Source organism: Bradyrhizobium sp. USDA 4510 (genome assembly GCF_054059095.1).
Map to the genome: position 1 here is coordinate 5,489,266 of NZ_JBSSBT010000001.1, position 23,617 is coordinate 5,512,882.

A 23,617-nucleotide genomic window follows, 5' to 3' on the forward strand; every position below is an offset into this window, starting at 1 on the left:
GCTGCGCCCTCGCCCTTCTATGTATACCCCGGCGCCAGCGCGAAGGTGCCGTCTTTGGCGGTAGAGGCTTCCGACATCACGATCTCTTCGGTCAAATAGCCGTTGTGCTCGGTCGGCGAGAAGCGGTAATTGCCGAAATAGCCGGGATAGGTCGACAGCGTGTTCCAGTACTTGATGATGCCGGCGCTGTCGGTCGAGCCGCTTTCGGCGACCGCCTTGGCGATCAGCTCGATGCAATCGATGCCGCCCGCGACCCACCACAACAGCGTGTCGTTCAGCGCGATGTTGGCCTTGGTCAGGCGCGCGACCAGGTCCGCGCTCTTCGGCGGCAGCTTGCCGGCGCCGTCATAGCTGCAGCTCTTGTAGCCGATCGCGTAGACCTTCTTCCAGTTCTCCGGCTTGGCGACCAGGCTCGCAAGCTCGCCCGACGCCATCGAGGGATGCCCGACAAAGGGCACGTCCCAGTTCATCGCGGCGCGGGTGTTGAACATGCGCGCCTCCATGCCGGTCGAGACGCTCCACACCACGATCGCTTCCGCGCCGGCATTCTTGGCGCGCAGCATGTCCGGCGTCATGTCGGGCTGCGTGGCGTCGATATTGGCCTGATAGGCCACCTCGGCGCCGTCCTTCTTGAACGCCGCGACGGAGGCGCCGACCGCGGTGACGCCATAGCCGGTGGTGTCGCCGATCACCGCGACCTTCTTCACCTTGAGGATCTTGAGACAGTAATTGCGCACGGCATCGTCCCATTGGTTGTTCGACGGCGCGATGCGGAACGCATTGGGGAACTTGACCGGGTCGATCAGGGTCTCGACGACGCAGGGATGCAGGTCCGGCATCTTGGCGCGCGCCATGATCGGCGTCGTCGCCAGCGCCTCGCCCGAGTTCAGCGGACCCCAGATCGCGTGCACCTTGGCCTGGCTGATCAGCTCCTGCGTGGCGTTCACCGCCTTGGTCGGATCGCCCTGGGTATCGCGCATCACAAGCTCGATCTTGCGGCCCTTCACCCCGCCGGCGCCGTTGATGGCGTCGACCGCGAAGTTGACGCCGCGATTGAAGCCGACGGTCGGCGCCGAGCTCGGGCCGGTGATCGCCGCGAGACAGCCGATCTTGATCGGTTCCGATTGTGCGATGGCTGGCGCCGGGAAGGAAAATGATGCGGCGCTAAATGCACCGGCGCTGCCCAACAAAACGTCACGGCGTGAAATAGCCAAGTGATGCCTCCCTGTTTCCCTCTCGGCGCCCGTCGTTTGTTGCGGGACGTCCGTTCATTGATTGTCCGCGCGCTCAGGGGCCGCGGTTATGCGGGCCAAGTCTGGGCCGGATGCGAAGCTCTTGTCCAGCCCCGCGAACGACATTGGGCTTCGCCAAACTTTCATGGCCGAGGCCGCCGCGTCCAGTAGCCGGCATTGACCGCGCCGACGGGTATCTCGCCGGCAACGATCTTCGCAACCTGGCGTACCGTCTCCGACGACTGATGCTCGATCGCCTGCGGCGTCAGGCCGCCGACATGCGGCGTTGCGATCACATTGTGCAGCTTCGCAAGCTCGGGCGTCGGCATCTGGTCCGGCGCGCGGCCGACATCCATCGCGGCACCCGCAATGCGGCCATCGCGCAGCGCGGCCGACAGCGCCGCCTCGTCGACGAGGTTTCCGCGCGAAAGGTTGATGAAAAATGCGTGCTTCGGCATCCGCGCCAGCGCGGCCTGCCCGATCAGGTTCTCGGTCTGCGCGTTGGCGATCGCGAGACAGACAACGTAGTCGGCGCGCGCCAGCAGATCGTCGAGCGGCAGATGCGCGATCGCCGCATCGTCCGGCGTCACGAAGGGATCGGCGACCAGCACATTCATGCCGAGCACTTTTGCGATCCCGGCAAGATAGCGCCCGATGCTGCCATAGCCGATGATGCCGATCGTACTTCCCGCAAGCTGGCGGCCCATCACGACCTCGGGCGCCCTGCCCGCGTGATAATCCGCGGTGGCGCGCGAGACGCCGCGCGACAGATCGACCATGAAGCCGAGCGCGAGCTCGGCGACCGACTGGACGAAGCCGGCGCTCGCCTGCGTCACCAGCACGCCGGCGGCGGAGGCCGCAGCCACGTCGATGTTGCGGATATCGACCGCGCAGCGCACGAACGCGCGCAGCTTCGGCAGCTGCGGAAAAATCGCTCCCGGCCCCTGCGTCATGCGGTCGGCGACGATGATGTCGACATCGGCCGCGGCCTCGACCAGCGCCGCCGCATCGAGCGCGTCCTCGCCCTCGTGCAGCTTGACGTCGGCGACCGCGCGCAGGCCGTTCAGGCTGCGCTCGCCATAATAGTCGCGGCGCATCTGCGGGGTATGGGCAAGCAGCACCTTCACGATCCCACCCCCCTAGTAGCCGAGCGCATGCGGCAAGGCCGTGCTGATGGCGGGCACGAAGGCGATCACCAGCAGGCACAGCAACAGCAGGCCGAGATAACCCGCGATCGGCTTGATGGTCTGCTCGATCGGCACGTTGCCGATCAGGCAGGCGCCGTAGAGCCCAAGGCCGAGTGGCGGAGCAAAGAGCCCGAGCCCCATCGCGATCACAAGCACGACGCCGAAATGCAGCGGATCGATGCCGAGCTTGACGGCAACCGGCAGCAGCAGCGGGCCGAAAATGATCAGCGCCGCGGCGCCTTCGAGCACCGAGCCCATCACCACCAGCACCAGGATCGACAGCAGCATGAACAGCCAGACGCCGTGGCTGCCCGAGATCGCCAGCATGAGGTCGCCGACGGCATGCGGCACCTGCTGCAGCGTCAGGATGAAGGCCAGCGACTGCGCCGCGGCGACGATGAACAGCACCAGCCCCGAACGAACAGCCGCATGCACGAAGCAATGCGCCAGACTCCTCGCACCGAGCTCGCGGAACAGCAGGCTGCCGACGGCGATGGCGTAGACCGCGGCGAAGGCGGAAATCTCGGTCGCGGTGGCAAAGCCGCTCTTGAAGCCGAAGAAGATCATGAAGATCAGCCCGAACGAGGCGATCGCACCGGTCCAGAGCCCGGATACCGCGGCGCGCGGCTCGGCTTCCACGTTCGTGGCAGGACGCTTGCCGAAGATGATCGACACCGCGATCAGCGCCAGCGCCATCAGCGCGGCCGGCAACATGCCGGCCACGAACAGTCCGCCGATCGACAGGTTGGCGACGAAGCCGAGGATGATGAGGTTGATGCAAGGCGGAATGGTCTCCGCCATGACCGCGGAGGCGGCGAGCAGCGCCACCGCCCCGCCCGGGTTCTGCCGCGAGCGGCGCGCCGCCGGGATCAACACCGAGCCGACCGCGGCAACGTCGGCCATCTTGGAGCCCGAGATGCCGGAGAACAGCACCATCGACATCACCATGACGACGTTGAGCCCGCCGCGCATCCGTCCGACCGCGCGCTGCAGCAGCTCGATCAGCCGGACCGACATGCCGTTGGCTTCCATCAGGTAGCCGACCAGGATGAAGAACGGGATCGCGAGCAGCACGAAATTGTCGATGCCGCGCGCCATCTGCTGGGCGAAGATCACGCCGGGCAGCGTGCCCTCGGCCCAGATGAAGATCAGCGCCGCCAGCGCCAGCGCAAAGCCGATCGGCAGTCCGCCGAACAGCGTGAGGAAGAAGCCGATCAGCATCAACGTTTGCGATGACGGTACGGACGATGGTGCGAATGCATCCCAGGCGAGATAGAGACCCACGATGACGGCAGTCGCGACGATGGCCACCGTCATGTCGCGCAACGGCCGGCCACAGAACGTCTCGAACGCGAAGATCGTCATGAACGCCGCGCCGACGCCCATCGGATAGAACGTCCATTCCAGCGGCAGGCCGGAGCCGGAGGTCTGACCGGTGGTCAGCCAGCCCATCTTGACGGCGTTGAACGCGACATAGCCGGCAATGATGGTGACAAGCAGCGCACCGACCGCGTCGACCACCCGCCGCACGCCCGGCGGCAGCATGTTGACGAAGAAGGCGACGCCGAGATTTTCGGCGCGGGCGAGCGCGCTTGCCGCGCCGAAAAAGCTCGACCCGACCATCAGGCCGCGGGCGACGTCGTCGGACCATTCGACCGGCGCGTTGAACAGGAAGCGGGCCAGCACCGCGACGCAGACCACCACGAGATCGGCGGCAAGCAGGAGCGCGGCGATCGCGTCGCTGACGGCGAGCAGCGGTGCCGTGATCCGATCGGCGCTGCTTCTCGCCTCGACTGCGGCGACTGACATGCGCCGACCTCAGGCCTGGGTGGCGCGGATCAGGTCGACGACGGCCTTGGCCTCGGGCCGCGTCTTGATGAAATTGTCGGTCTGCGGCAGCACGCGCTTGCGGAATGCCTCCTTGTCGCATTCGACGAAGGTGACGCCCTTCTCCACCAACGCCGCCAGCGCCTCCTTTTCCACCGCAAGGCCGTGCGCGCGGGTGTCGACCGCGGCCTTGTTCGCCGCGTCGAGAAAGCCTTCGCGCAGCTTGGAAGCCATGCGGTTGAAGCTGGTGTCGCTGAAATAGACCGCGAGCGGCGAGAAGATGTGCTGGGTCAGCGCATAGTGCTTCGCGGTCTCGTAGAACTTGCTCGCCAGGATGGTCGGCGGATCGTGTTCAAGGCCGTCGAGCACGCCGGCCTGCAGCGCCGTATAGATCTCGCCGAACGCCAGCGGCGTTGCGGCGGCGCCCATCAGCCGCAGGCACTCGGTGATGATCGGATTGGGCAAGGTGCGGATTTTCAGGCCGGCGAGATCCTCCGGCGTCTTCACCGGCTTCTTCGCCAGCACGCTGCGCGCGCCGAAATTATAGGCCCAGCCGATGATATGAATGCTGGCGCCCTTGAGCAGCGCAGCCTCGATCGGCTTCGCCGCGCCGGCGTCGAACGCCTTGGTCTGCTGCTGAAAGCTGGTGAAGAGGTAACCGAGGTCGAAGGTGCCGACCAGCGGCACGAGATTCGCCGAGATCGACGAGCCCGACACCATCAGGTCGATCACCCCTAGCTTCACCGAATTGATGACGTCGATCTCCTGACCGAGCTGGTTGTCGGGGAAGAAGGTGACCTCGATCTGCTCGCCGAGTCCGTTCGCCTTCAGACTCTTGACCAGATTGTCGTAGTAGACGCGGCCATTGGCGTATTTGGGATCGTTCGGAAGCGACGACGAGCATCGCATTTTCATCACCGCAGCCTCGGCGCGGCCGATGATGGCGGGCGCGGCGGCAAGCCACGCGGTCGCTGCGACCGACGACTGCAGCACAATGCGGCGGCTCACGCGGTTCGACGTCATGATGGTGCTCCTCCCGGGGACGGATCTTTATTGTGTTGGCCACCCGCCTGACGGCGTGAGCTTGGCAGCCGATTTGTCATAATGTATGACAAAACGGATACGGTTGTGCAAGGGCGCGGCTCGGCGGCGGCGCAGGCTGCAACCGCAGCGAGGCCCTCGATGTTCCAGACATCCAACGCGTTGCGTCGGAGCGTGCATAGTCAGGTCACCGACCGCGTCGGCAGCAGCATCGTGCGCGGCGAGATCGGCGTCGGCGAAACGCTGCCGCCGGAAATCCGGATCTGCGAGATGATGGACGTCAGCCGCACCGTGGTGCGCGAGGCGATCCGCACCTTGACCGGCAAGGGCCTGATCGAGTCGCGGCCCAAGAGCGGCACGCGGGTTCGGCCGCCCGAGCAGTGGAATCAGCTCGATCCCGACGTGCTGCGCTGGCACCTCGAGACCGCGGAGATCGACCGTTACCTCGCCAAGCTGTTCCAGCTGCGCGCCGCGGTCGAGCCGGCCGCGGCAGCGCTCGCGGCGACCCATGCCGAGGAGGTCGACGTCGCCCGCATCCGCGCCGGATGCGACGGCATGGACGCTGCAGAGAGCAACGAAGAGTTCGTCGCCGCCGACATTACGTTCCACCAGGCGATCTATTTCGCCACCCGCAACGAATTCTTCTGGCCGATCGCGCAGATGTTCGAGATCACGCTGCGCCAGAGTTTTACGATCGCAGCGCCGGGCTCGCACCGTCCGCGGGCGCTGCGCGAGCACCGCGCGGTGCTGGACGCGATCGCCGCCGGAGATGCGGAGACGGCGCGCACAGCCACGGTCGTGCTGCTGACGAATTCCGCCGACGACCTGGTGCGAATCCGTGGCCGGGAGTTCGAGACGCCACGTCCAGCCAAGCGCCGATGATGTTGGTGACTGCGGTCGTGATGCGCTCACTGCTTCCACATGGTCGTCCTGGCGAAAGCAGGAACCCATACGCCGCGGCCGATGTTGTCGGTGGGACTCGTCGTTCCAGCGTCGCGCAACCTAGCTCAGCGGTGGTTATGGGTCCCGACCCCCGTGTGCAATTGCGCATTAGGCCGGGACGACAGCGAATGTGTGGTGCCGCTTGCAGGTCAAAAATCCGCATCAGTGATTGGCGCGTGAACGAGGCACCGCCGGAAGGGTTCCCTCCCCCTTGCGAGAGCGGGAGCCGCGCGGCGTGCTCGCCTCACCGTCATTCCGCGCCTGCCACGAGAGTCGACCCGCACACGGGCCTGTGACCATAGTTGAAGGCTGCGACGACGAAACTTCTGGATTGTTGGCCGCATAGACGCCAAGACAGGAACGCTATTCTGCGAAGGTTTCATTGATGCACGACGTCTCGATCCCGGCGGCCCTGATCGCCGGTCTGGTCAGCTTCCTCTCGCCCTGCGTGCTGCCGCTGGTGCCGCCCTATCTGATCTATTTGACCGGCGCGACCATCGAGCAGGTCAACCAGGACGGCGCCACCGCGGCTTCCAAGCGCGCGGTGATGACGGCGGCGCTGATGTTCGTGCTCGGCTTCTCCACCGTGTTCGTCGCGCTCGGCGCCAGCGCCTCCTTTGTCGGCGGGCTGGTGCGCGCCTGGTCGGCCGAGCTCTCGATCCTGGCGGGCATCGTCATCATCATCATGGGCCTGCACTTCCTCGGCGTGACCCGGATCGGCCTGCTGATGCGCGAGGGGCGGCTGACCGCGCCGAAGCCGGTCGGGCTGTGGGGCGCCTACGTCATGGGCCTGGCCTTCGCCTTCGGCTGGACGCCATGCATCGGGCCGATCCTCGCCGCGATCCTCTCGATCGCGGCCGCGGAGGCCACGGTGACGAAGGGCGCCGGCCTGCTCGCGGTCTATTCCGCCGGGCTCGGCATCCCGTTCCTGCTTGCGGCCTTCATGGTCAAGCAGTTCTCCTCGCTGTTCGCGCGGATGAAGCGCCATCTCGACACCGTCGAGCGGGTGATGGGCGTGCTGATGGTGGTCACCGGCATCGGCTTCCTGACCGGCGCAGTCTCGAGCGTCAGCGTCTGGCTGCTGGAAACCTTCCCGGCGCTGCAAAATATCGGCTAGGCCTTCACGCCGACGCAGGGTGCCGTCGGCTGGCTTTTGGCCGCGCGATGTCGGACTATCGGGGAATCGCCGCAATCCTCACGGGGCACCGATGGGCCAGGATCGTCAGACACGCGCCAGCTGGCCGGTCTTCCGTTCGCTCACGTCGTTCCGGCCAAGCGACCTGCCGGGTGACCTGATCGCCGGGCTGACGCTCGCCGCGATTGCGATCCCGGAGCAGATGGCGACCGCGCGGCTCGGCGGCTTCTCGCCGCAGATCGGCTTCTTCGCCTTCATGGCCGGCTCGCTCGGCTTTGCGATGTTCGGCGCCAACCGCTTCCTGTCCTGCGGCGCCGACTCCACGATCACGCCGATCTTCGCCGGCGGCCTTGCGCTGATGGCGACCGCCGGCTCGCCGGACTATCAAGCACTGGCGATGGCGCTGGCGCTGATGGTCGGCGCGATCATGATCGCCGGCAGCCTGTTCAAGCTCGGCTGGATCGCCAATTTACTGTCGACCCCGGTGACGGTCGGCTTCCTCGCCGGCATCTCGGTCCACATCCTGGTCTCGCAATTACCCGGCGTGCTCGGCCTGACCACGCCGGACGGGCCGACGCTCTACAAGCTCGGGGTGCTCACCGAGGAGATCGGTCAAACCAATTTCTACACGCTGGCGATCGGCCTCGGCGTGCTGGCGCTGGTCGCCGGATCGGAGAAGATCAGCGCACGCATTCCGGGCGCGCTGATCGGCCTCGTCGTGGCCACCGTCGCCGTGATCGCTGGCCATCTCGAAAGCAAGGGCGTCAAGGTGGTCGGCACCGTGCCCGGGACGCTGCCGACGCCATCGTTTCCGGACATCGCGCCGGAGCGATGGATCAAGCTGTTGTCGCTGGCGATCCTGATCGCGGTTGTCGTCATGGTGCAGACCGCGGCGACGACGCGCTCGTTCCTGTCCGATCCGGACAAGCCGGCCGACGTCGATCGCGACTTCCTCGGCGCCGGTGCCGGCAGCCTGCTGTCCGGGCTGTTCGGCGCCTTTCCGGTCAACGCCAGCCCGCCGCGGACCGGCATCGTGTCGGAGACCGGCGGACGCACGCAGCTCTCGGGGCTGTTTGCCGCGGCCATCGTGCTCGCGCTGCTCGCGTTCGGCGCGACGCTGCTGCGGCACGTGCCCGACGCGGCACTCGGGGGCGTGCTGCTGTTCGTGGCGCTGCGCATCATCCGCGTCACGCAGATCGTCGCGATCTTCCGCCAGTCGTTCCATGAATTCCTGCTGGTGGTGGCGACGGCAGCCGCGATCATCGTGCTGCCGATCGAGCAAGGCGTCGCCGTCGGCATCGCCTTGTCGCTGCTGCACGGCATCTGGACCACGACGCGCGGCCAGCTGGCCGAATTCGTCCATGTGCCCGGCACCACGATCTGGTGGCCGACGGGCCCGCACGTCACAGGCGAGCGCACGCCCGGCATTGCCGTCGTCGGCCTGCAGGCGCCGCTGTCGTTCCTCAACGCGGAAAGCTTCCACAGCGGCGTGCTCAAGACCATCGGCGGGGCGACGCCCAAGCCGCGGCTGCTGGTGATCGAGGCCAGCGGCATGATCGAGATCGATTTCACGGCGGCGCAGGCGCTGCGCGACCTGTTTCGCGAATGCCGCGATGACGGCGTGACGGTGGCGGTGGCGCGGCTCGAATCCGAGCGCGCGCAGGATGCGTTCGAGCGCTTCGGTCTCTACGAGGTGTTGCCGCGGGACCATGTCTTCCACAGTGTCGACGAAGCGATCCGCACGCTCGGCGGACAGGCGTAGAGGTTGGTGAGATCAGTAGCCCGCATGAGCGAAGCGATACCCGGGAAATCCGTTCCCGCATATCGCTTCGCTCATGCGGGCTACGCACGATCCTCCGTCATTGCGCGCAAAGCGAAGCAATCCATCGTGTGGCATATGCGGAAGCATGGATTGCCTCGTCGCTATCGCTCCTCGCAATGACGGAGCTACAAATTGCTGAGTAGCCCGGATGAAGCGAAGCGCGATCCGGGATTTCTCGCGCATTGATGAACCGTCCCGGATTTCGCTTACGCTCCATCCGGGCTACCGGACGACTTCAGGCCTGCTCACCCTCGAGCGTCGGATGCTCCCTCAGGACCTCCGCCTTGATCGAGCCCGCGTGGATGGCGCGCAGCAACGCCCGCCCCGTCTTGATGTTGTTGGCCCTCATGCAGAGACCGACGATCTCGCGCACCGCGGAATCTCGCACCAGCTCGTCGGAGATCCTCATCGCGGTCTCCATCGCGACCTTGGCGGCACGCTCGTAGCGATCACGCTCGATCTGCTGCTTCTTCGCTGAGCGCTTGTCGGGCGAGCCGACCGCCTCGGCACAGCCGGCGGCATCGCGGCAGATCGCACGGATCCGCTGCGCAGCTTCGATGTCGCCGAGCGGGTGCGCGACGGGATCGTCCCAGATATCCTTGTGCTCGTCCTTGCTGAACCACCACATCGCCGCACCTTGAAAGCACGGCAAACATAGCTGGCCTTGGCGCAACCTGTGAACCGCAGAGTCGACTCGGTGCCGAGCAAGAGGTGCACACTATGGCCCGGCGGCCACACCCGCGGCCGATCCGCGCGCGAATTGATGTCGAACTCATGGAATAATGCCCGTTTCGGTTCTGATTGCGTCAGGGCCGAGGCTGCGGGGATTTCGCTCGCCGCGTTTTCACGCGAACCGCCGAGGCTCTAAGCCGATCGTTTCGGCCCGATCGCCTCGAACTGCGCCTTTTGCTCATCGCTGAGCGTGGCGTAGAAATTTTCGAGCGCGGCGCGGACATCCTTGACCGCCTGCAGCATGACGTCGAGCCGCCTGGCAACGAAGGCAAGACGTGCGGGCGGGGTCATCGCCTCATTGGTCTGGCACGCGGCCTTCAGCTTCCGCGCGGCGTCGGCGCTGGCATCCTGCAGCGCCTGGAGCGCACCGCGCTGGGCGTCGCTGAGCTGCAGCCGCGCCTCGATCTCGCCGGTCGGCCATTCCTGCATCGCCGGCTGTGCGGCGCCGCAGCTCTGGGCGACCGTCGCGTTCGGATCGCGCGCCGCGGCTTCCTTGCGCTGGTTCTCGGCAAGCGCGTTGAGCCGCGCTTTCTGCTCGTCATCGAGCAGGCCGTAGAATTTGTCCAGCGGAGGCTTCACGATTCCGACCGCGGTGACCATCGCTTCGATCCGCTGCTGCATGGCGGCGAGGCGGTTCGGGGCCGTCAACACCACCTGCGCGGGACATGCCGCGCGAATCACCTGGGCCGCCGCGAGCGACGCGTTGCCGAGCTCGCCGAGCGCCACCGATTGCGCTTCGGTCGGCTGCACCGTATCCGCGATCTGATCCACCGGCAGGCCGGCGACCGAACGGCTGTCATTGCCGCACATCTGCTCGATGCGCCCACCGCCGCGGTAACGGCGGCCCGTCCGGCGCTCCGGCAGATAGGCCCTGAGATCGTCATACCCATAGGGCCCGAAGATGCCGGCATAGATGTCCGGATAGCCGTAGCCCCAGAATCCGATGTCGTCGCCCCAGATCGCGTAGTCGTAGATGTCGTTGTACGCGAACGGCCAGAACAGCGGGCCGACCCAGCCATAGCCGCCGCCGGGATGCTGCCACCAGCCGTTGGCCACCGCCCCGCCGTGCCAGCCGGCGAGCGCCGCGGCCGCGGCGATCTGCGCACGCGCCGCCGGGTTGCTCAACAGCCGGCCGTTGCGCAATGCGCCGTTGCGCGACAGCGAGCTGAACGCATTGCGCATATGGCCTGGTGCGATTGCGGCATTGCGCATCCGGCCGAAATTGCCACCCCCGCGCGATGCGAAGGCGCCATGGCCGGCGAAGCCTGATCGCGAGATCGCGTGCGAGCGGCCGAACCCGCCATGATGGCCGCCGCCGAAATGCATGTGGCCGAAGCCATGCCCGCCGCGTCCATGGCCACCACCGTGGCCATGGCCACCACCATGCCCATGGCCGCCACCATGTCCTCCGCCATGGCCGCCGCCGTGTCCGCCGCCGCCTCGAGCGATCGCATCGCCCGACAGCGCCATCGCAAGCACCACGACCGCAATTCCGATTGCCCGTCCGATCACGGCGTTCCCTCCGCGCACCGCACATATCGCGGCAACACAAGAGAGACGCCGGGCGGGCAGAAAAGTTCCGCGCGTGACACGCGCCGCGCGCGGGCTCGCGAACGCTGCGCGGCGTGACGACGCCTCAAGCGGCCGGGACGATCTTTCCGGGATTGAAGATGTTTTGCGGGTCGAGGGCCTGCTTCAGCGCCCGCATCGCGTCGAGCGCCTCCGGCCCGAGTTCGGCCTGCAAGTACTTCTGCTTGCCCTGCCCGATGCCGTGCTCGCCGGTGCAGGTGCCGTCCATGGCCTGGGCGCGCTCGACCAGGCGGTGCATGAACTCCTCGCCGCGCGCCATCTCGCCGTTGTCGTTGACGTCGCAGAGCAGCGAGCAGTGGAAGTTGCCGTCGCCGACATGGCCGACGATCGGCGACAGCAGGTTGAGCCGCTGCAGATCCTCCTCGGTCTCGGTGACGCAGTCGGCAAGCCGCGAGATCGGCACGCAGACGTCGGTGGCGACAACGCCGATGCTGTCGCCGGGGCGCAGCGCCTTGACGGACCAGTAAGCATCGTGCCGGGCCTGCCACAGCTTGGTGCGGTCTTCCGGCTTGGTGGTCCAGGTGAAGTCGCCGCCGCCGCATTCGGCGGCGATGTCGCGGAAATTCTTCGACTGCTCGGCAACCTCGACCTCGCTGCCGTGGAATTCCAGCAGCAGCAGCGGCGTCTCCGGCAGCGACAGCTTTGAGTAGCTGTTGCAGGCTTTCACCTGCGCGGCATTGAGCAGCTCGATCCGGGCGACCGGAATGCCGGTCTGGATCGCAAGGATCGTGGCCTGGCAGGCGCCACGCACCGTGTCGAACGAACAGGCCGCCGCCGCGATGGTGTCGGGAATGCCGCGCAGGCGGATGGTCAGTTCGGAGATGATCCCGAGCGTGCCCTCGGCGCCGACGAACAGATGCGTCAGGTCGTAACCGGCCGACGACTTCTTGGCGCGCGTGCCTGTCGTGATGATCTCGCCGTCGCCGCGCACCACCTTCAGCGCCAGCACGTTCTCGCGCATGGTGCCGTAGCGCACCGCGTTGGTGCCAGAGGCACGGGTCGAGGTCATGCCGCCGAGCGAGGCATCGGCGCCGGGATCGATCGGAAAGAACAGGCCCTGGTCGCGCAGATGCTCGTTGAGCGCCTTCCGCGTCACGCCGGGCTGGATTACGCAGTCGAGGTCCTCGGCATGGACCTCGAGCACCTTGTTCATGTCGCGCAGATCGATGCAGATGCCGCCCGCGGGCGCGTTGACCTGCCCCTCGAGCGAGGTTCCGGTGCCGAAGGCGATGACCGGCACGCGATTGGCGGCGCAAATCCGCACCACGTCCTGGATGTCAGCGGTTTCCTGCGCCATCACGACGGCGTCCGGCGGCTGGGTCGGCAGCCATGTGGTGGTATGGGCGTGCTGCTCGCGCACCGCCTGCGACGTGACGAGCCGGTTGCCGAACCGCGCCGCCAGCGCGTCGATCGCGCGCTTCAGGGCCTGCGGATCAGGTCGCGTCACATAGCCCGAAATCGTTGTCGCCACGTCAAATTTCCTCCCACCCTTAGCCGACCGTGGCAAAGCTTGTATAAGGGGTCAAGAGAGCCTGACTTGAAAAAGTGGACGCCGGAGTCACAGAAAAGCTCATGCTCGAACGCCAACGAACCGGGGACGGATCATGACTTCAGCGACTGCCACCAGCGAGATGCCGCTTCCATCGGCCCCGTTCAGATCCTCGGTGATGCAGATCGAGCCGCAATGGATCGACTACAACGGCCATCTCAACATGGCCTACTACAACGTGATGTTCGACCGCGCCATCGACGAGATGTGGCTGCAGCTCGGCATCGGGCCGGACTACATGAAGGCGCGGCACTGCTCGACCTTCACCGCCGAGTGCCACGTCCGCTATCTCCGCGAGATTCATCTCGGCGATCCCGTGCAGGTCCAGGTCTACCTGCTCGGCGCTGACGAGAAGCGGCTGCACACGTTCGAGGAGCTGCGCCATGCCACCGAAGGCTGGCTCTCCGCGACCTCGGAAAATCTCACGCTGCACATCGACATGGAGGCGCGCAAGGTAGCGCCGTTTCCGCCCGATATCCGCGCCCGCGCGCAAGCGATCGTGGACAGCTATGTGGGCGTATCGCGTCCCGAGGGCATCGGCCGCAACGTGGCGATGCCCTCGGCGAAATAACTTGCCGTTTTCAAGCGAAGCGGCCGCCGGTTCGCGGCCTCGCTAGACCCTTGTGCGGCCGCGTACCAATCCGACCACCGCCGACACCAGAAACAGGATGACGGCGATGAAGAAGATCGCCTTGGCGATTTCGACGGAGGCGCCGGCGATGCCGCCAAAGCCCAAAATGCCCGCGATCAGGGCGATGACCAGGAACGTGACGACCCAGCTCAGCATGATCAAAACTCCGCTTCGTTTTCCCTGTTGTTGCTCGGCGCGAACCTCTGCCCGGCGCCGCACCTGTTGAAACAATCCGGCGGGGAAATGCTGGTTCCTGAGCATGAAACCGCGAAATTTTCGCCGATTTCCGGAACCGCGATTGACTGCGGGCTGCTGCCAAAGCGTTCCTGTCGATCGCGATAAAACCTGTCAAAACGGCCGATCAGGCCCTATATGGCCTTCAATCCCTGTTAAGAAGGCTCCCCTTCACCATCCTGCGGTGCCATCGTGGGGCCGAGACGATTCGCCAATGACCGAGCCGAGCAAATTGCCCCATCACGGCGTTCCCGAGCACCAGCCGGCGGCTGGCGGCATCGCCGCGCGTGCGCGGGCGGCGGCCGGTCCGCAATATCTGAACGGCCTCAATCCGGAGCAGCGCGAGGCGGTCGAGACGCTCGACGGTCCGGTGCTGGTGCTTGCCGGCGCCGGCACCGGCAAGACACGCGTCCTGACCACGCGCATCGCGCATATCCTGAGCCAGGGCCGCGCGCGGCCGCATGAGATCCTGTCGGTGACCTTCACCAACAAGGCGGCGCGCGAGATGAAGCTGCGGCTCGGCCAGATGCTCGGCCAGGCGGTCGAGGGCATGCCGTGGCTCGGCACCTTCCACTCGATCGGCGGCCGCATCCTGCGCATCCATGCCGAGCTGGTGCAGCTCAAGTCCAACTTCACGGTGCTCGACGTCGACGACCAGGTGCGGCTGCTGAAGCAATTGCTGCAGGCCGAGAACATCGACGACAAGCGCTGGCCAGCGCGGATGCTGGCCGGCCTGATCGACGGCTGGAAGAACCGCGGCCTGTCGCCGTCGCAGGTGCCGGCGGGCGAAGCGGCCTCGTTCGGCAACGGCAAGGGCGGCAAGATCTACGCGACCTATCAGGAGCGGCTGAAGATCCTCAACGCGGCCGATTTCGGCGACCTGCTGCTCGAGAACATCCGGCTGTTCCGCGAAAATCCGGACGTGCTGCGGCAGTACCAGAGCCGCTTCAAGTTCATCCTGGTCGACGAATATCAGGACACCAACGTCGCGCAGTATCTGTGGCTGCGCCTGCTGTCGCAGGCGCCGTCGCGGCCGGGCCAGCCGCTCTCGGCGGTGATCCCGGGCGAGCTCACCTCGCCCCGCTTGCGGGGAGAGGTCGGCGCGCAAGGCGCGCCGGGTGAGGGGGACTCTCCGCGGACTGAGCTCGAGGATAGAGCCCCTCACCCCGACCCTCTCCCCGTGAAGGACGGGGAGAGGGAGCAGACCGTTCTCAAGAACATCTGCTGCGTCGGCGACGACGACCAGTCGATCTATGGCTGGCGCGGCGCCGAAGTCGACAACATCCTGCGCTTCGAGCACGATTTCCCCGGCGCCAAGGTCATCCGCCTCGAGCGCAACTACCGCTCCACCGGCCACATCCTGGCCGCGGCCTCGCATCTGATCGCGCATAATGAAGGCCGCCTCGGCAAGACGCTGCGCACCGAGGATGTCGACGGCGAGAAGGTCACCGTCACCGGCTCCTGGGATTCGGAAGAGGAAGCGCGCGCGATCGGCGAGGAGCTCGAGGAACTGCAGCGCGCGGGCGAAAACCTCAACGACGTCGCCATCCTGGTGCGCGCCTCGTTCCAGATGCGCGAGTTCGAGGACCGCTTCGTCACGCTCGGCCTGCCCTACCGCGTGATCGGCGGGCCGCGCTTCTATGAGCGCGCCGAAATCCGCGATGCGCTGGCCTACTTGCGCACCATCAATTCACCCGCCGACGATCTCGCCTTCGAGCGCATCGTCAACGTGCCCAAACGGGGGCTCGGCGACGCCACCGTGCAGCTGCTGCATGACCATGCCCGCAAGCGCCGCATTCCGCTGTTCGAGGCGGCGCGCGCCGTGGTCGAGACCGACGAGCTGAAGCCGAAGGCGCGCGGCTCCTTGCGCGATCTCGTCATGCAGTTCGACCGCTGGCGCGCCCAGCGCGAGGTCACCTCGCATACCGAGCTCGCCGAGATCGTGCTCGACGAGAGCGGCTACACCGAGATGTGGCAGAAGGACCGCTCGGCTGATGCCGCGGGCCGGCTGGAGAACCTCAAGGAGCTGGTGCGTTCGATGGAGGAATTCGAGAACCTGCAAGGGTTTCTCGAACATATCTCGCTGGTGATGGACCGCGACGGCGAGGCCGGCGACGAGGCGGTGTCGCTGATGACGCTGCATTCGGCCAAGGGCTTGGAATTCGACAACGTGTTCCTGCCGGGCTGGGAGGAAGGCCTGTTTCCGAGCCAGCGCACGCTGGACGAACAGGGCCGCGCCGGGCTCGAGGAGGAGCGCCGCCTCGCCCATGTCGGGCTGACCCGGGCGCGCCGCCGCGCCAAGATCTATTTCGCCACCAACCGCCGCATCCATGGCACCTGGTCGACCACGATCCCCTCGCGCTTCCTCGACGAGCTGCCGGCGCACAATGTCGAAATCACCGAATCCAAGGGCGGATCGGGCTGGGGCGGCAGCGGCGGCTATGGCGCCTCGCGCTTCGACAACCTCGAATCATTCGGCTCGAGCTATTCGACCCCGGGCTGGCAGCGCGCCCAGGCCAACCGCAACCGCGGCGGCGGGGGCCGTAGCGGCAGCGGCTTCGAGGAGCGGCAATCCTCCTTTTCCTCCGAAAGCTTCAATCGCACCAAGCGCGGCCCTGTCGTGATCGAGGGCGAGCTGGTGGCGAAGTCCACCGGCACAACGTCGGATTTTTCGCTGGACGACCGGGTATTTCACCAGAAATTCGGCTACGGCCATGTGGTGAAGATCGACGGCAACAAGCTGACCATCGCCTTCGAAAAGGCCGGCGAGAAGAAGGTGGTCGACAGCTTTGTGCAACGGGTGTGACATAGCGACCTTTCTTTGGCGACCTTCTTTGGCGGTCTTCTCTGTTGGTAGCCCTTGACCCCAGTTGATTTCATGGGTTGAGATGGATCCATGGTCCGGGGGAGGTTTTTCCTTTTTGTCATCGCGCTCACCGCGCCGTCGCTGGCGGTCGCGGAGACGATGAGCTTTGGCGATTCGGCAGCCCAGCTCGCCAAGGCCTGCGGCGCAGACATCACCGCGAACTGCCGCGGCGTCAATCTCGACTCCAACCGCCTCAAGGAATGCCTGTCGCGCAACCGCGACGTGATCTCGCCGCAGTGCAAGGAGAGCTACTTCTCCACCCTCGATGCGATCCAGAAGCGGATCGCGGCGCGCGTCACCGTTGCGAATGCCTGCACCCGCGAGATCGTCAAGGTCTGCGGCGGCTCGACCAAGGAGACCAGCAAGTCGGTGCCCTGCCTCGTCAGCGCCAAGGGCCTCAGCCGCAATTGCACCCAGGCGATCAATGACGCGGGGTATCAATGATGCGGCTGTCGAGGCGAGGCTTGCGCGATCCTGGCCTTTTGGCCCTGCTGGGCACGCTGGCTTTGCTGGCGATGTCGATTGCGCCAGCGCCGGCGCAGACCGCCATCACACGCGACGACGTCATCGCCAAGCTCAATCATTTTGAGACAGATGCCGAGGTCGATGTCCCTGCGCTGCGCCAGCAGGTGGCCGAACGATCGAAGTCGCGATCGAAGAACGAGCCACCGCCCTCGAAGCGGCCGCCGATCGCTCCCGACCTGACCAAGCTGCCGACGTTTAACGTCGACATCGCGTTCGACGTCGACACGCCGATCGTGCTGCCGGAGTCGTATCAGACGGTCGGGCGGATCGCCGATGCGCTGACGCACTCCTCGCTGCTGCCCTACACCTTCCTGATCGTCGGCCACATCGAATCGACCGGACGACGCGAGAACAATGTGCTGCTGAGCCAGCGGCGCGCCGACGCGATCCGCGACATCCTGGTCAACACCTTCAAGATCACCGCGAAGCGCTTGCAGTCGGTCGGGCTCGGCGAGGAGCAGTTGCTCGACCCGACCAAACCCAACGCGCCGGTCAACAACCAGGTGCAGATCATGCTGGTCGCGAAGGTCGCCGACAGCGCGCCGCCCGCGCACCCTGCCCCGACGGCCGCCGCCAAGAAGCCGGCGAAATCAGCCAAGAAGCACTGATTGGATTGAATATCGGGGCGTCGGAACTGCGTCCCCTCCCGCCCGTATACGATGTCCCCGGGGCGAGCGGCGCCTCCACGATTTCGGAATAATAGAAGATTACCGCTGATTTGCCCGACGGGTCAAGTTGCAATATGCGCCGCCGGCCGCCGGCTCCTTTGCATGGGGTTGTTTTCGATATTTTGGTAGTGCGCCCCTGAGGCGGCAGGCTATCAGCCTCGTTCGAGCCCGGCCTCGATACGTGGACACGTGAGTTGCAGAGGCCGCAAGCGCCGTATGCAATGGCCCTGCCCGCAAGCGGGAGCGGTGCACGCTGCAGAATAAATTTCTCCCTCGCCGACCGATTGCAGAACGGACCGTGCGTTCCTATCTGGGCTGAACCCGCATCACGCGCCTGCCCGGGCCCCAATCCGCGCGCGCCCCCTCCCTCACGCTCACCGACTCTCCATGTCGCCGATCATCTCCGTATCCAATCTTTCGAAAACCTATGGCTCCGGCTTCAAGGCGCTGAAGGGCATCAATCTCGATATCGTCAAAGGCGAGATCTTCGCGCTGCTCGGGCCGAACGGCGCCGGCAAGACCACGCTGATCAGCATCATCTGCGGCATCGCCAATCCGAGCGAGGGCCGCATCACGATCGGCGGGCACGACATCATCGCCGACTATCGCGCGGCGCGGTCGATGATTGGGCTGGTTCCGCAGGAACTGCACACCGACGCGTTCGAGTCGGTGTGGGCGACCGTCAGCTTCAGCCGCGGCCTGTTCGGCAAGCCGAAGAACCCCGCCCATATCGAGAAGGTGCTGCGCGACCTGTCGCTATGGGACAAGAAGGACGACAAGATCATCACGCTGTCCGGCGGCATGAAGCGCCGCGTGATGATCGCCAAGGCGCTGTCGCACGAGCCGCAGATCCTGTTCCTCGACGAGCCGACCGCCGGCGTCGACGTCGAATTGCGCAAGGGCATGTGGGAGGTGGTCCGCACGCTGCAGGCTTCCGGCGTCACCATTATCCTGACCACGCACTACATCGAGGAAGCCGAGGAGATGGCCGACCGCATCGGCATCATCAACAAGGGCGAGATCATCCTGATCGAGGACAAGGCGACCTTGATGCAGAAGCTCGGCAAGAAGGAGCTGACCCTGCAGTTGCAGAACAAGCTCGAGGCCATTCCCGATGTTCTGTCTGCCTACAATCTCGAATTGTCCGACGACGGCCGCACCGTGACCTACGACTACGATACCAAAGGCGACCGCACCGGCATCACCAGCCTGCTCAACGATCTCCGCAATGCCGGCATCCGCATCTCGGACCTCGATACCAAACAAAGCTCCCTCGAAGACATCTTCGTCAGCCTCGTGAGGGCGCCATGAACTACCGCGCAATCCGGGCCATCTACCTGTTCGAAATGGCGCGCACCTGGCGCACGCTGCTGCAGAGCATCGTCTCGCCGGTGGTGTCGACCTCGCTGTACTTTGTGGTGTTCGGCGCCGCGATCGGCTCGCGCATCACCGAGGTCGAGGGCGTCAGCTACGGCACCTTCATCGTGCCGGGGCTCGTGATGCTGTCGGTGCTGACTCAGAGCATCTCCAACGCCTCGTTCGGCATCTACTTCCCGAAATTCGTCGGCACGATCTACGAGATCCTGTCGGCGCCGATCTCCTATTTCGAGATCGTCATCGGCTATGTCGGCGCCGCCGCCACCAAGTCGATCATCCTCGGCCTGATCATCCTGGCGACGGCCGGGCTTTTCGTACCCTTGCATATCCAGCATCCGGTGTGGATGCTGACCTTCCTGGTGCTGACGGCGGTCACCTTCAGCCTGTTCGGCTTCATCATCGGCATCTGGGCCGATGGCTTCGAGAAGCTGCAGATGATCCCGATGCTGGTGGTGACACCGCTGACCTTCCTCGGCGGCAGCTTCTATTCGGTGAACATGCTGCCGTCGGGCTGGCGCACCATTACGCTGCTCAATCCCGTGGTCTATTTGATCTCCGGCTTCCGCTGGAGCTTCTACGAGATCGCCGATGTCAGCGTGCCGCTGAGCCTCGGCATGACCGTGGGATTCCTCGTGGCCTGCATCGCCATCGTGGCGTGGATCTTCAGGACCGGCTACCGGCTGAAGAACTGACTTGCAAGCGAGTCATTCCGGGGCGCGCCTTAGCGCGAACCTCAGATGCGCAATTGCGCATCGGGGAATCTCACGCCGTCACTTCGAGATTCCGGGTTCATGCTTCGCATGCCCCGGAATGACGCTCGCCCGTAGCCCGGATAGAGCGAAGCGCAATCGGGACCCTATCGCCAAGCCTGCAGAACCCGGATTTCGCTTCGCTCCATCCGGGCTACGCGTCTGTCGAACTGCGGCGCAAGATTCCGGGTTCATGCTTCGCATGCCCCGGAATGACAATCCCAATCAATAGCAGTGGAAATGACCGTGGCGGTAATAGCCGCGGCAGCGGTGGCCACGGCGGTAACCGCGATCCGGGATGCCGAACACGCCCTTGACCGCGCCCATGGCGCCACCGACACCGGCGCCGACGGCGCCGCCAACCACGCCGCCCACCGGGCCGGCGACCCGGTTGCCCTCATAGGCGCCCTCATGAGCGCCGCGGACGATGCCTTGGGCATGGCCGGCGTGGGGGACTGCGACCAGCGTCAAAGCGAGGGCTGCGGCCGCAAGCAGGAGCGGCGCGGAGAGGCCGGCTGGGACGACGGCCGCGGTCTTCACCTTGGTGTTGTTCATCTGGATTCCTTGATGCGCGGCGCGAACGCGCCGCCGGGCGGGGATTTGTTAAACGCCCATGCGGCCAAATGGTTGCGCGTCGGAGGCCAACTGGGGCCGTGGTCGCGGCCTGCTCGCGAAAAAGTCAGCTCGCCGTGACAGGCAAGCCCGGCTCCGGCCTTGTTTGCGCCGCGCGCGGGATTAACCATGGCGATTGATCACGGCCTTGGCCCGCCACTGGAACCAAGTTCGGATTCCGTGCATATTGATTGCCGGGGACGGAGAGCCGCGGCTTCGCGAGCAGGCCTGGAGGCCAAAGGTAAAATGCGTTCGTTCCTCATTGCGTTCACGTCCGTGATGCTCTTCACCGCCGGCGCCGCACAGGCCAAGGTCGATATCACCATCGACAAGGACAACCAGCAGATGACCGTCGCGGTCGACGGCGTCGCGCGCTATCACTGGCCGGTCTCGACCGGCATCCCGTCGCGCGAAACGCCGAACGGCAGCTTCCGCGCCTTCCGCATGGAAGAGGATCACTACTCCAAGGAATTCGACGACGCGCCGATGCCGCACTCGATCTTCTTCACCAAGATCGGGCACGCGATTCACGGCACCGACTCGGTGAGCCGCCTCGGCTCGCCGGCCTCGCATGGCTGCGTGCGGCTGTCGCGCGACAACGCAACCACGCTTTACTCCCTGGTCCAGAAGGAAGGCGTGCTCAACACCACCGTGACGCTGACCGGCTCGTCGCAGGTCGCGCTGGCGCGCAATCCGCGTGGGCGCAATGGCACCGCCGTCGCCCGCCGCGCGCCGCAGCAATATGACGAGCAGTACGGCACCGCCGCCGCCGGCGATCCGGTCGTGCTGACGCCGCAGCCGCGAGACTATCCGGCGCAGGCCCGCACCGATGACGGCTACATCTATCCGGCCGACGGCAGCTCGACCGATCGCCGCTATCCTGCACCGCCGTCAAGCCGCCGCGTCTACGATGCGCAGGCCTATGGCCAGCAGCAGCAGTACTACGGCAATCAGGGCTACGCACCGGCGCCGCAGGGCTACTACCAGCCGCGCCCCGCCTATCAGCCGCGCGGCTTCTACGGCAACACCTATCAGGATTAGAGCGTTTTCGAGCGAAGTAGGCGCCGGTTCGCGTGAAGAAAACGCGTCAAAAGAAATCTGCCGCACGCTCTTGATCCGTGACGGCGCCGCAGGCAGGGCGCCGTCAGTTCACGCTCCCCTCACCCGCTTGTGACCGTCGCAAAGGGCGCCCGTCATCGTGCGCCGTGGCCCGTCGTCGCGTCGTCATCTGATTGTAAAACTAGCCCGATATTCGGCGGCACAAGCGCCCGCCTGGCCCCTGGAGGCCGATTCACGCGGCATGCCCGATGAAATCAGGGCGAGAAGCGCGGGTCACGCAGACTAGATCAGAGGTCGACATGAAACGGGGCATCATTGTCCTTTGCCTGTGCATCGTGGCGATGGCCGCTTATTTCACGACGGACAGATGGGCCATCCGTCACACGACGCTGACGTTCCACGACGTTCTGCGCGACGACCGCGACGTCACGGTCGAGGTCGCGGTGCGCCGCGACCGGCAAATGCAGGCGATGGCCGAGATGATCGAGCTGCCGGTCGCGATCCTGAGCCACGGCAACACCGTCAAGAACACCGAGTACTCGTTCCTCACCAATTTGTTCGCGTCGCGCGGCTACCTCGTGGTCAGCATTCAGCATGATCTCGACACCGACGCGCCGATGGTCACCAAGGTCGGCGAGGAATATGTCGGCCGCCGCATGCAGTACAATCGCGGCGTCTTCAACATCATGTATGCGATCGACGAGCTCAAGAAGCTCTACCCGAACGCAAACTATCGCCAGCTGACGTTGATCGGCCATTCCAACGGCGGCGACATCTCGATGTTCTTCGCCAAGCAGCATCCCGACCTGGTGAAGAAGGTCGTCACGCTGGACAATCTGCGCGTCCCCTTCATCGCCGACGGCAGGATAAAGATCCTCTCGTTCCGCTCCAGGGATCCGGTGTTCAAGGCCGATCCGGGCGTCGTGCCCGACGACGAGACCTGTGCGAGACTCGGCATCAAGGTGGTCAGAACCGAATTCCAGCACAACGATCTCAGCGACCGCGGCCCGGACAGCGCGAAATCGTCGATCCAGGCCGGCGTGGAGCAATTCCTCGACGAGGATGCCGGCGAGAGCACGCCGACGATGCCGCTGCTCGCTGCCTCGACGCCCGCCTCCGCGAGTACAGCGCCGCCAGAGAACAAATAGTCGCGTCGCGCTGAAGGCGAGCTGGCGCTCTCCGTCGGACAGCTCTCCGTTCCGATTGAATCGGAACGGAGCTCCAGCTTCTTGCTTTGACTCTAGGCGCGCGCGTGGCGATAGCCGGTGGCAACGAGCCAGATTGCGGAAAGCAGGAAATAGAACGCGCCGAAGCCCGCATAGGGAGCGACGTCGAGAATGGTCGGCGCAACGGTGCCGATGGACTGGCTGATCATGTAGCCGCCGGCGAGTGCCGACTGTGCGCCACTCAGGATCATCGCCCATTGCGCGCCATAATGACGCCAGCGCCTGACGCCGGTGTACAATTGCAGCACGCCCGCGAGGATCGCCCAAACCCCGAACACGGCGAGGACGGCATAGCTGCTGTGGCGGAGCGCCACGATCACGGCGAGCGTCGTGATCGCGCTGACCACGACATTCAGGGCCTGGGATGGGTTGGCCTTCAGGCCGCCATTGACCCGGGCATCAGCCAGATTGGCGATGCCGTCCCACGCCGGGTAGATCACGAGCAGAACCGCGGCAGGGCCGGCTTGACCGCTGAACAGAACGGCGGCGGCGACCCAGGCGACCGAGAAGATGGCGCGCCCGAGATAATAGGATCGCAGCCAGGTGGATTGGGTCGAAAGGTGGCTTTGCATTGACAGGGCTCCTTGTTGTCTTCCTACTAGTAGGTAGTTGA

At 65.5% G+C, this 23,617-nt stretch carries 21 protein-coding genes; 11 read left to right on the forward strand and 10 right to left on the reverse strand.

Annotated features, from left to right (window positions below):
* Positions 1–17: 17 nt before the first annotated feature.
* From ACVMDN_RS25600 to ACVMDN_RS25615, 4 genes are all read right to left on the reverse strand, one after another.
* The gene (locus ACVMDN_RS25600; RefSeq protein WP_244558644.1) at positions 18–1,214 is read right to left on the reverse strand and encodes an ABC transporter substrate-binding protein; all 1,197 of its coding nucleotides are present in this window, start codon (positions 1,212–1,214) and stop codon (positions 18–20) included.
* A gap of 161 nt (positions 1,215–1,375) precedes the next feature.
* Positions 1,376–2,359 carry an NAD(P)-dependent oxidoreductase gene (locus ACVMDN_RS25605; protein WP_141341107.1) on the reverse strand — a complete coding sequence of 328 codons (984 nt, stop codon included), beginning with the start codon at positions 2,357–2,359 and terminating at the stop codon, positions 1,376–1,378.
* Positions 2,360–2,371: 12 nt separating this feature from the next.
* Entirely contained in the window at positions 2,372–4,228 is a 1,857-nt protein-coding gene (locus ACVMDN_RS25610) for a TRAP transporter large permease (RefSeq protein ID WP_076824178.1), read from the reverse strand.
* 9 nt (positions 4,229–4,237) lie between these two features.
* Positions 4,238–5,269 carry a TRAP transporter substrate-binding protein gene (locus ACVMDN_RS25615; protein WP_076824176.1) on the reverse strand — a complete coding sequence of 344 codons (1,032 nt, stop codon included), beginning with the start codon at positions 5,267–5,269 and terminating at the stop codon, positions 4,238–4,240.
* A 159-nt stretch (positions 5,270–5,428) separates the two neighbouring features.
* Here ACVMDN_RS25615 and ACVMDN_RS25620 point away from each other — a divergent pair, with 159 nt between their 5' ends.
* The 3 genes from ACVMDN_RS25620 to ACVMDN_RS25630 all read left to right on the forward strand — a co-directional run bounded on the left by ACVMDN_RS25620 (position 5,429) and on the right by ACVMDN_RS25630 (position 9,126).
* On the forward strand, positions 5,429–6,169 hold the full coding sequence (locus ACVMDN_RS25620) for a FadR/GntR family transcriptional regulator (RefSeq protein WP_076824242.1): 741 nt from the start codon (positions 5,429–5,431) through the stop codon (positions 6,167–6,169).
* A gap of 445 nt (positions 6,170–6,614) precedes the next feature.
* Entirely contained in the window at positions 6,615–7,346 is a 732-nt protein-coding gene (locus ACVMDN_RS25625; protein WP_016846251.1) for a cytochrome c biogenesis CcdA family protein, read from the forward strand.
* Between the two features lie 91 nt (positions 7,347–7,437).
* A complete protein-coding gene (locus tag ACVMDN_RS25630; protein WP_076824174.1) occupies positions 7,438–9,126 on the forward strand; it encodes a SulP family inorganic anion transporter in 1,689 nt (562 codons plus the stop codon).
* 295 nt (positions 9,127–9,421) lie between these two features.
* On the opposite strand, the gene ACVMDN_RS25635 is transcribed toward ACVMDN_RS25630, so the two are convergent.
* From ACVMDN_RS25635 to ACVMDN_RS25645, 3 genes are all read right to left on the reverse strand, one after another.
* Positions 9,422–9,814 carry a hypothetical protein gene (locus ACVMDN_RS25635; RefSeq protein WP_057015020.1) on the reverse strand — a complete coding sequence of 131 codons (393 nt, stop codon included), beginning with the start codon at positions 9,812–9,814 and terminating at the stop codon, positions 9,422–9,424.
* A 236-nt stretch (positions 9,815–10,050) separates the two neighbouring features.
* A complete protein-coding gene (locus ACVMDN_RS25640) occupies positions 10,051–11,430 on the reverse strand; it encodes a Spy/CpxP family protein refolding chaperone (protein ID WP_076824172.1) in 1,380 nt (459 codons plus the stop codon).
* 124 nt (positions 11,431–11,554) lie between these two features.
* Positions 11,555–12,979: an FAD-binding oxidoreductase gene (locus ACVMDN_RS25645; RefSeq protein WP_076824170.1), complete on the reverse strand. Its 1,425-nt coding sequence runs from the start codon at positions 12,977–12,979 to the stop codon at positions 11,555–11,557.
* Positions 12,980–13,139: 160 nt separating this feature from the next.
* On the opposite strand from ACVMDN_RS25645, the gene ACVMDN_RS25650 reads away from it, so the two are divergent.
* On the forward strand, positions 13,140–13,628 hold the full coding sequence (locus ACVMDN_RS25650; RefSeq protein ID WP_028332516.1) for a thioesterase family protein: 489 nt from the start codon (positions 13,140–13,142) through the stop codon (positions 13,626–13,628).
* Between the two features lie 42 nt (positions 13,629–13,670).
* On the opposite strand, the gene ACVMDN_RS25655 is transcribed toward ACVMDN_RS25650, so the two are convergent.
* Complete coding sequence (locus ACVMDN_RS25655) at positions 13,671–13,844, reverse strand: DUF1328 domain-containing protein (RefSeq protein WP_016846258.1); 174 nt, start codon at positions 13,842–13,844, stop codon at positions 13,671–13,673.
* Between the two features lie 292 nt (positions 13,845–14,136).
* Here ACVMDN_RS25655 and ACVMDN_RS25660 point away from each other — a divergent pair, with 292 nt between their 5' ends.
* The 5 genes from ACVMDN_RS25660 (at position 14,137) to ACVMDN_RS25680 (ending at position 20,050) form a co-directional block, all read left to right on the forward strand.
* Positions 14,137–16,728, forward strand: a complete 2,592-nt coding sequence (locus tag ACVMDN_RS25660; protein WP_076824168.1) for an ATP-dependent helicase — start codon at positions 14,137–14,139, stop codon at positions 16,726–16,728.
* A gap of 90 nt (positions 16,729–16,818) precedes the next feature.
* Positions 16,819–17,232 (forward strand): hypothetical protein, encoded by a 414-nt coding sequence (locus ACVMDN_RS25665; protein ID WP_057015016.1) that lies wholly within the window; start codon positions 16,819–16,821, stop codon positions 17,230–17,232.
* A complete protein-coding gene (locus tag ACVMDN_RS25670) occupies positions 17,229–17,921 on the forward strand; it encodes an OmpA family protein (protein WP_076824165.1) in 693 nt (230 codons plus the stop codon). The genes ACVMDN_RS25665 and ACVMDN_RS25670 overlap by 4 nt, the downstream gene beginning before the upstream one ends.
* 447 nt (positions 17,922–18,368) lie before the next feature.
* The gene (locus ACVMDN_RS25675) at positions 18,369–19,292 is read left to right on the forward strand and encodes an ABC transporter ATP-binding protein (RefSeq protein WP_076824162.1); all 924 of its coding nucleotides are present in this window, start codon (positions 18,369–18,371) and stop codon (positions 19,290–19,292) included.
* Positions 19,289–20,050: an ABC transporter permease gene (locus ACVMDN_RS25680; RefSeq protein ID WP_076824160.1), complete on the forward strand. Its 762-nt coding sequence runs from the start codon at positions 19,289–19,291 to the stop codon at positions 20,048–20,050. The genes ACVMDN_RS25675 and ACVMDN_RS25680 overlap by 4 nt, the downstream gene beginning before the upstream one ends.
* Positions 20,051–20,332: 282 nt before the next feature.
* On the opposite strand, the gene ACVMDN_RS25685 is transcribed toward ACVMDN_RS25680, so the two are convergent.
* Positions 20,333–20,662 carry a hypothetical protein gene (locus ACVMDN_RS25685; RefSeq protein ID WP_076824157.1) on the reverse strand — a complete coding sequence of 110 codons (330 nt, stop codon included), beginning with the start codon at positions 20,660–20,662 and terminating at the stop codon, positions 20,333–20,335.
* Positions 20,663–20,965: 303 nt separating this feature from the next.
* Here ACVMDN_RS25685 and ACVMDN_RS25690 point away from each other — a divergent pair, with 303 nt between their 5' ends.
* Together ACVMDN_RS25690 and ACVMDN_RS25695 are read left to right on the forward strand one after the other, a co-directional pair.
* A complete protein-coding gene (locus tag ACVMDN_RS25690; protein WP_076824155.1) occupies positions 20,966–21,760 on the forward strand; it encodes a L,D-transpeptidase in 795 nt (264 codons plus the stop codon).
* Between the two features lie 317 nt (positions 21,761–22,077).
* Complete coding sequence (locus ACVMDN_RS25695) at positions 22,078–22,926, forward strand: alpha/beta hydrolase (RefSeq protein ID WP_244558643.1); 849 nt, start codon at positions 22,078–22,080, stop codon at positions 22,924–22,926.
* 92 nt (positions 22,927–23,018) lie between these two features.
* Here the strand turns inward: ACVMDN_RS25695 and ACVMDN_RS25700 are convergent, their stop codons facing one another.
* Complete coding sequence (locus tag ACVMDN_RS25700) at positions 23,019–23,576, reverse strand: DUF308 domain-containing protein (protein ID WP_076824153.1); 558 nt, start codon at positions 23,574–23,576, stop codon at positions 23,019–23,021.
* Positions 23,577–23,617: the final 41 nt, after the last annotated feature.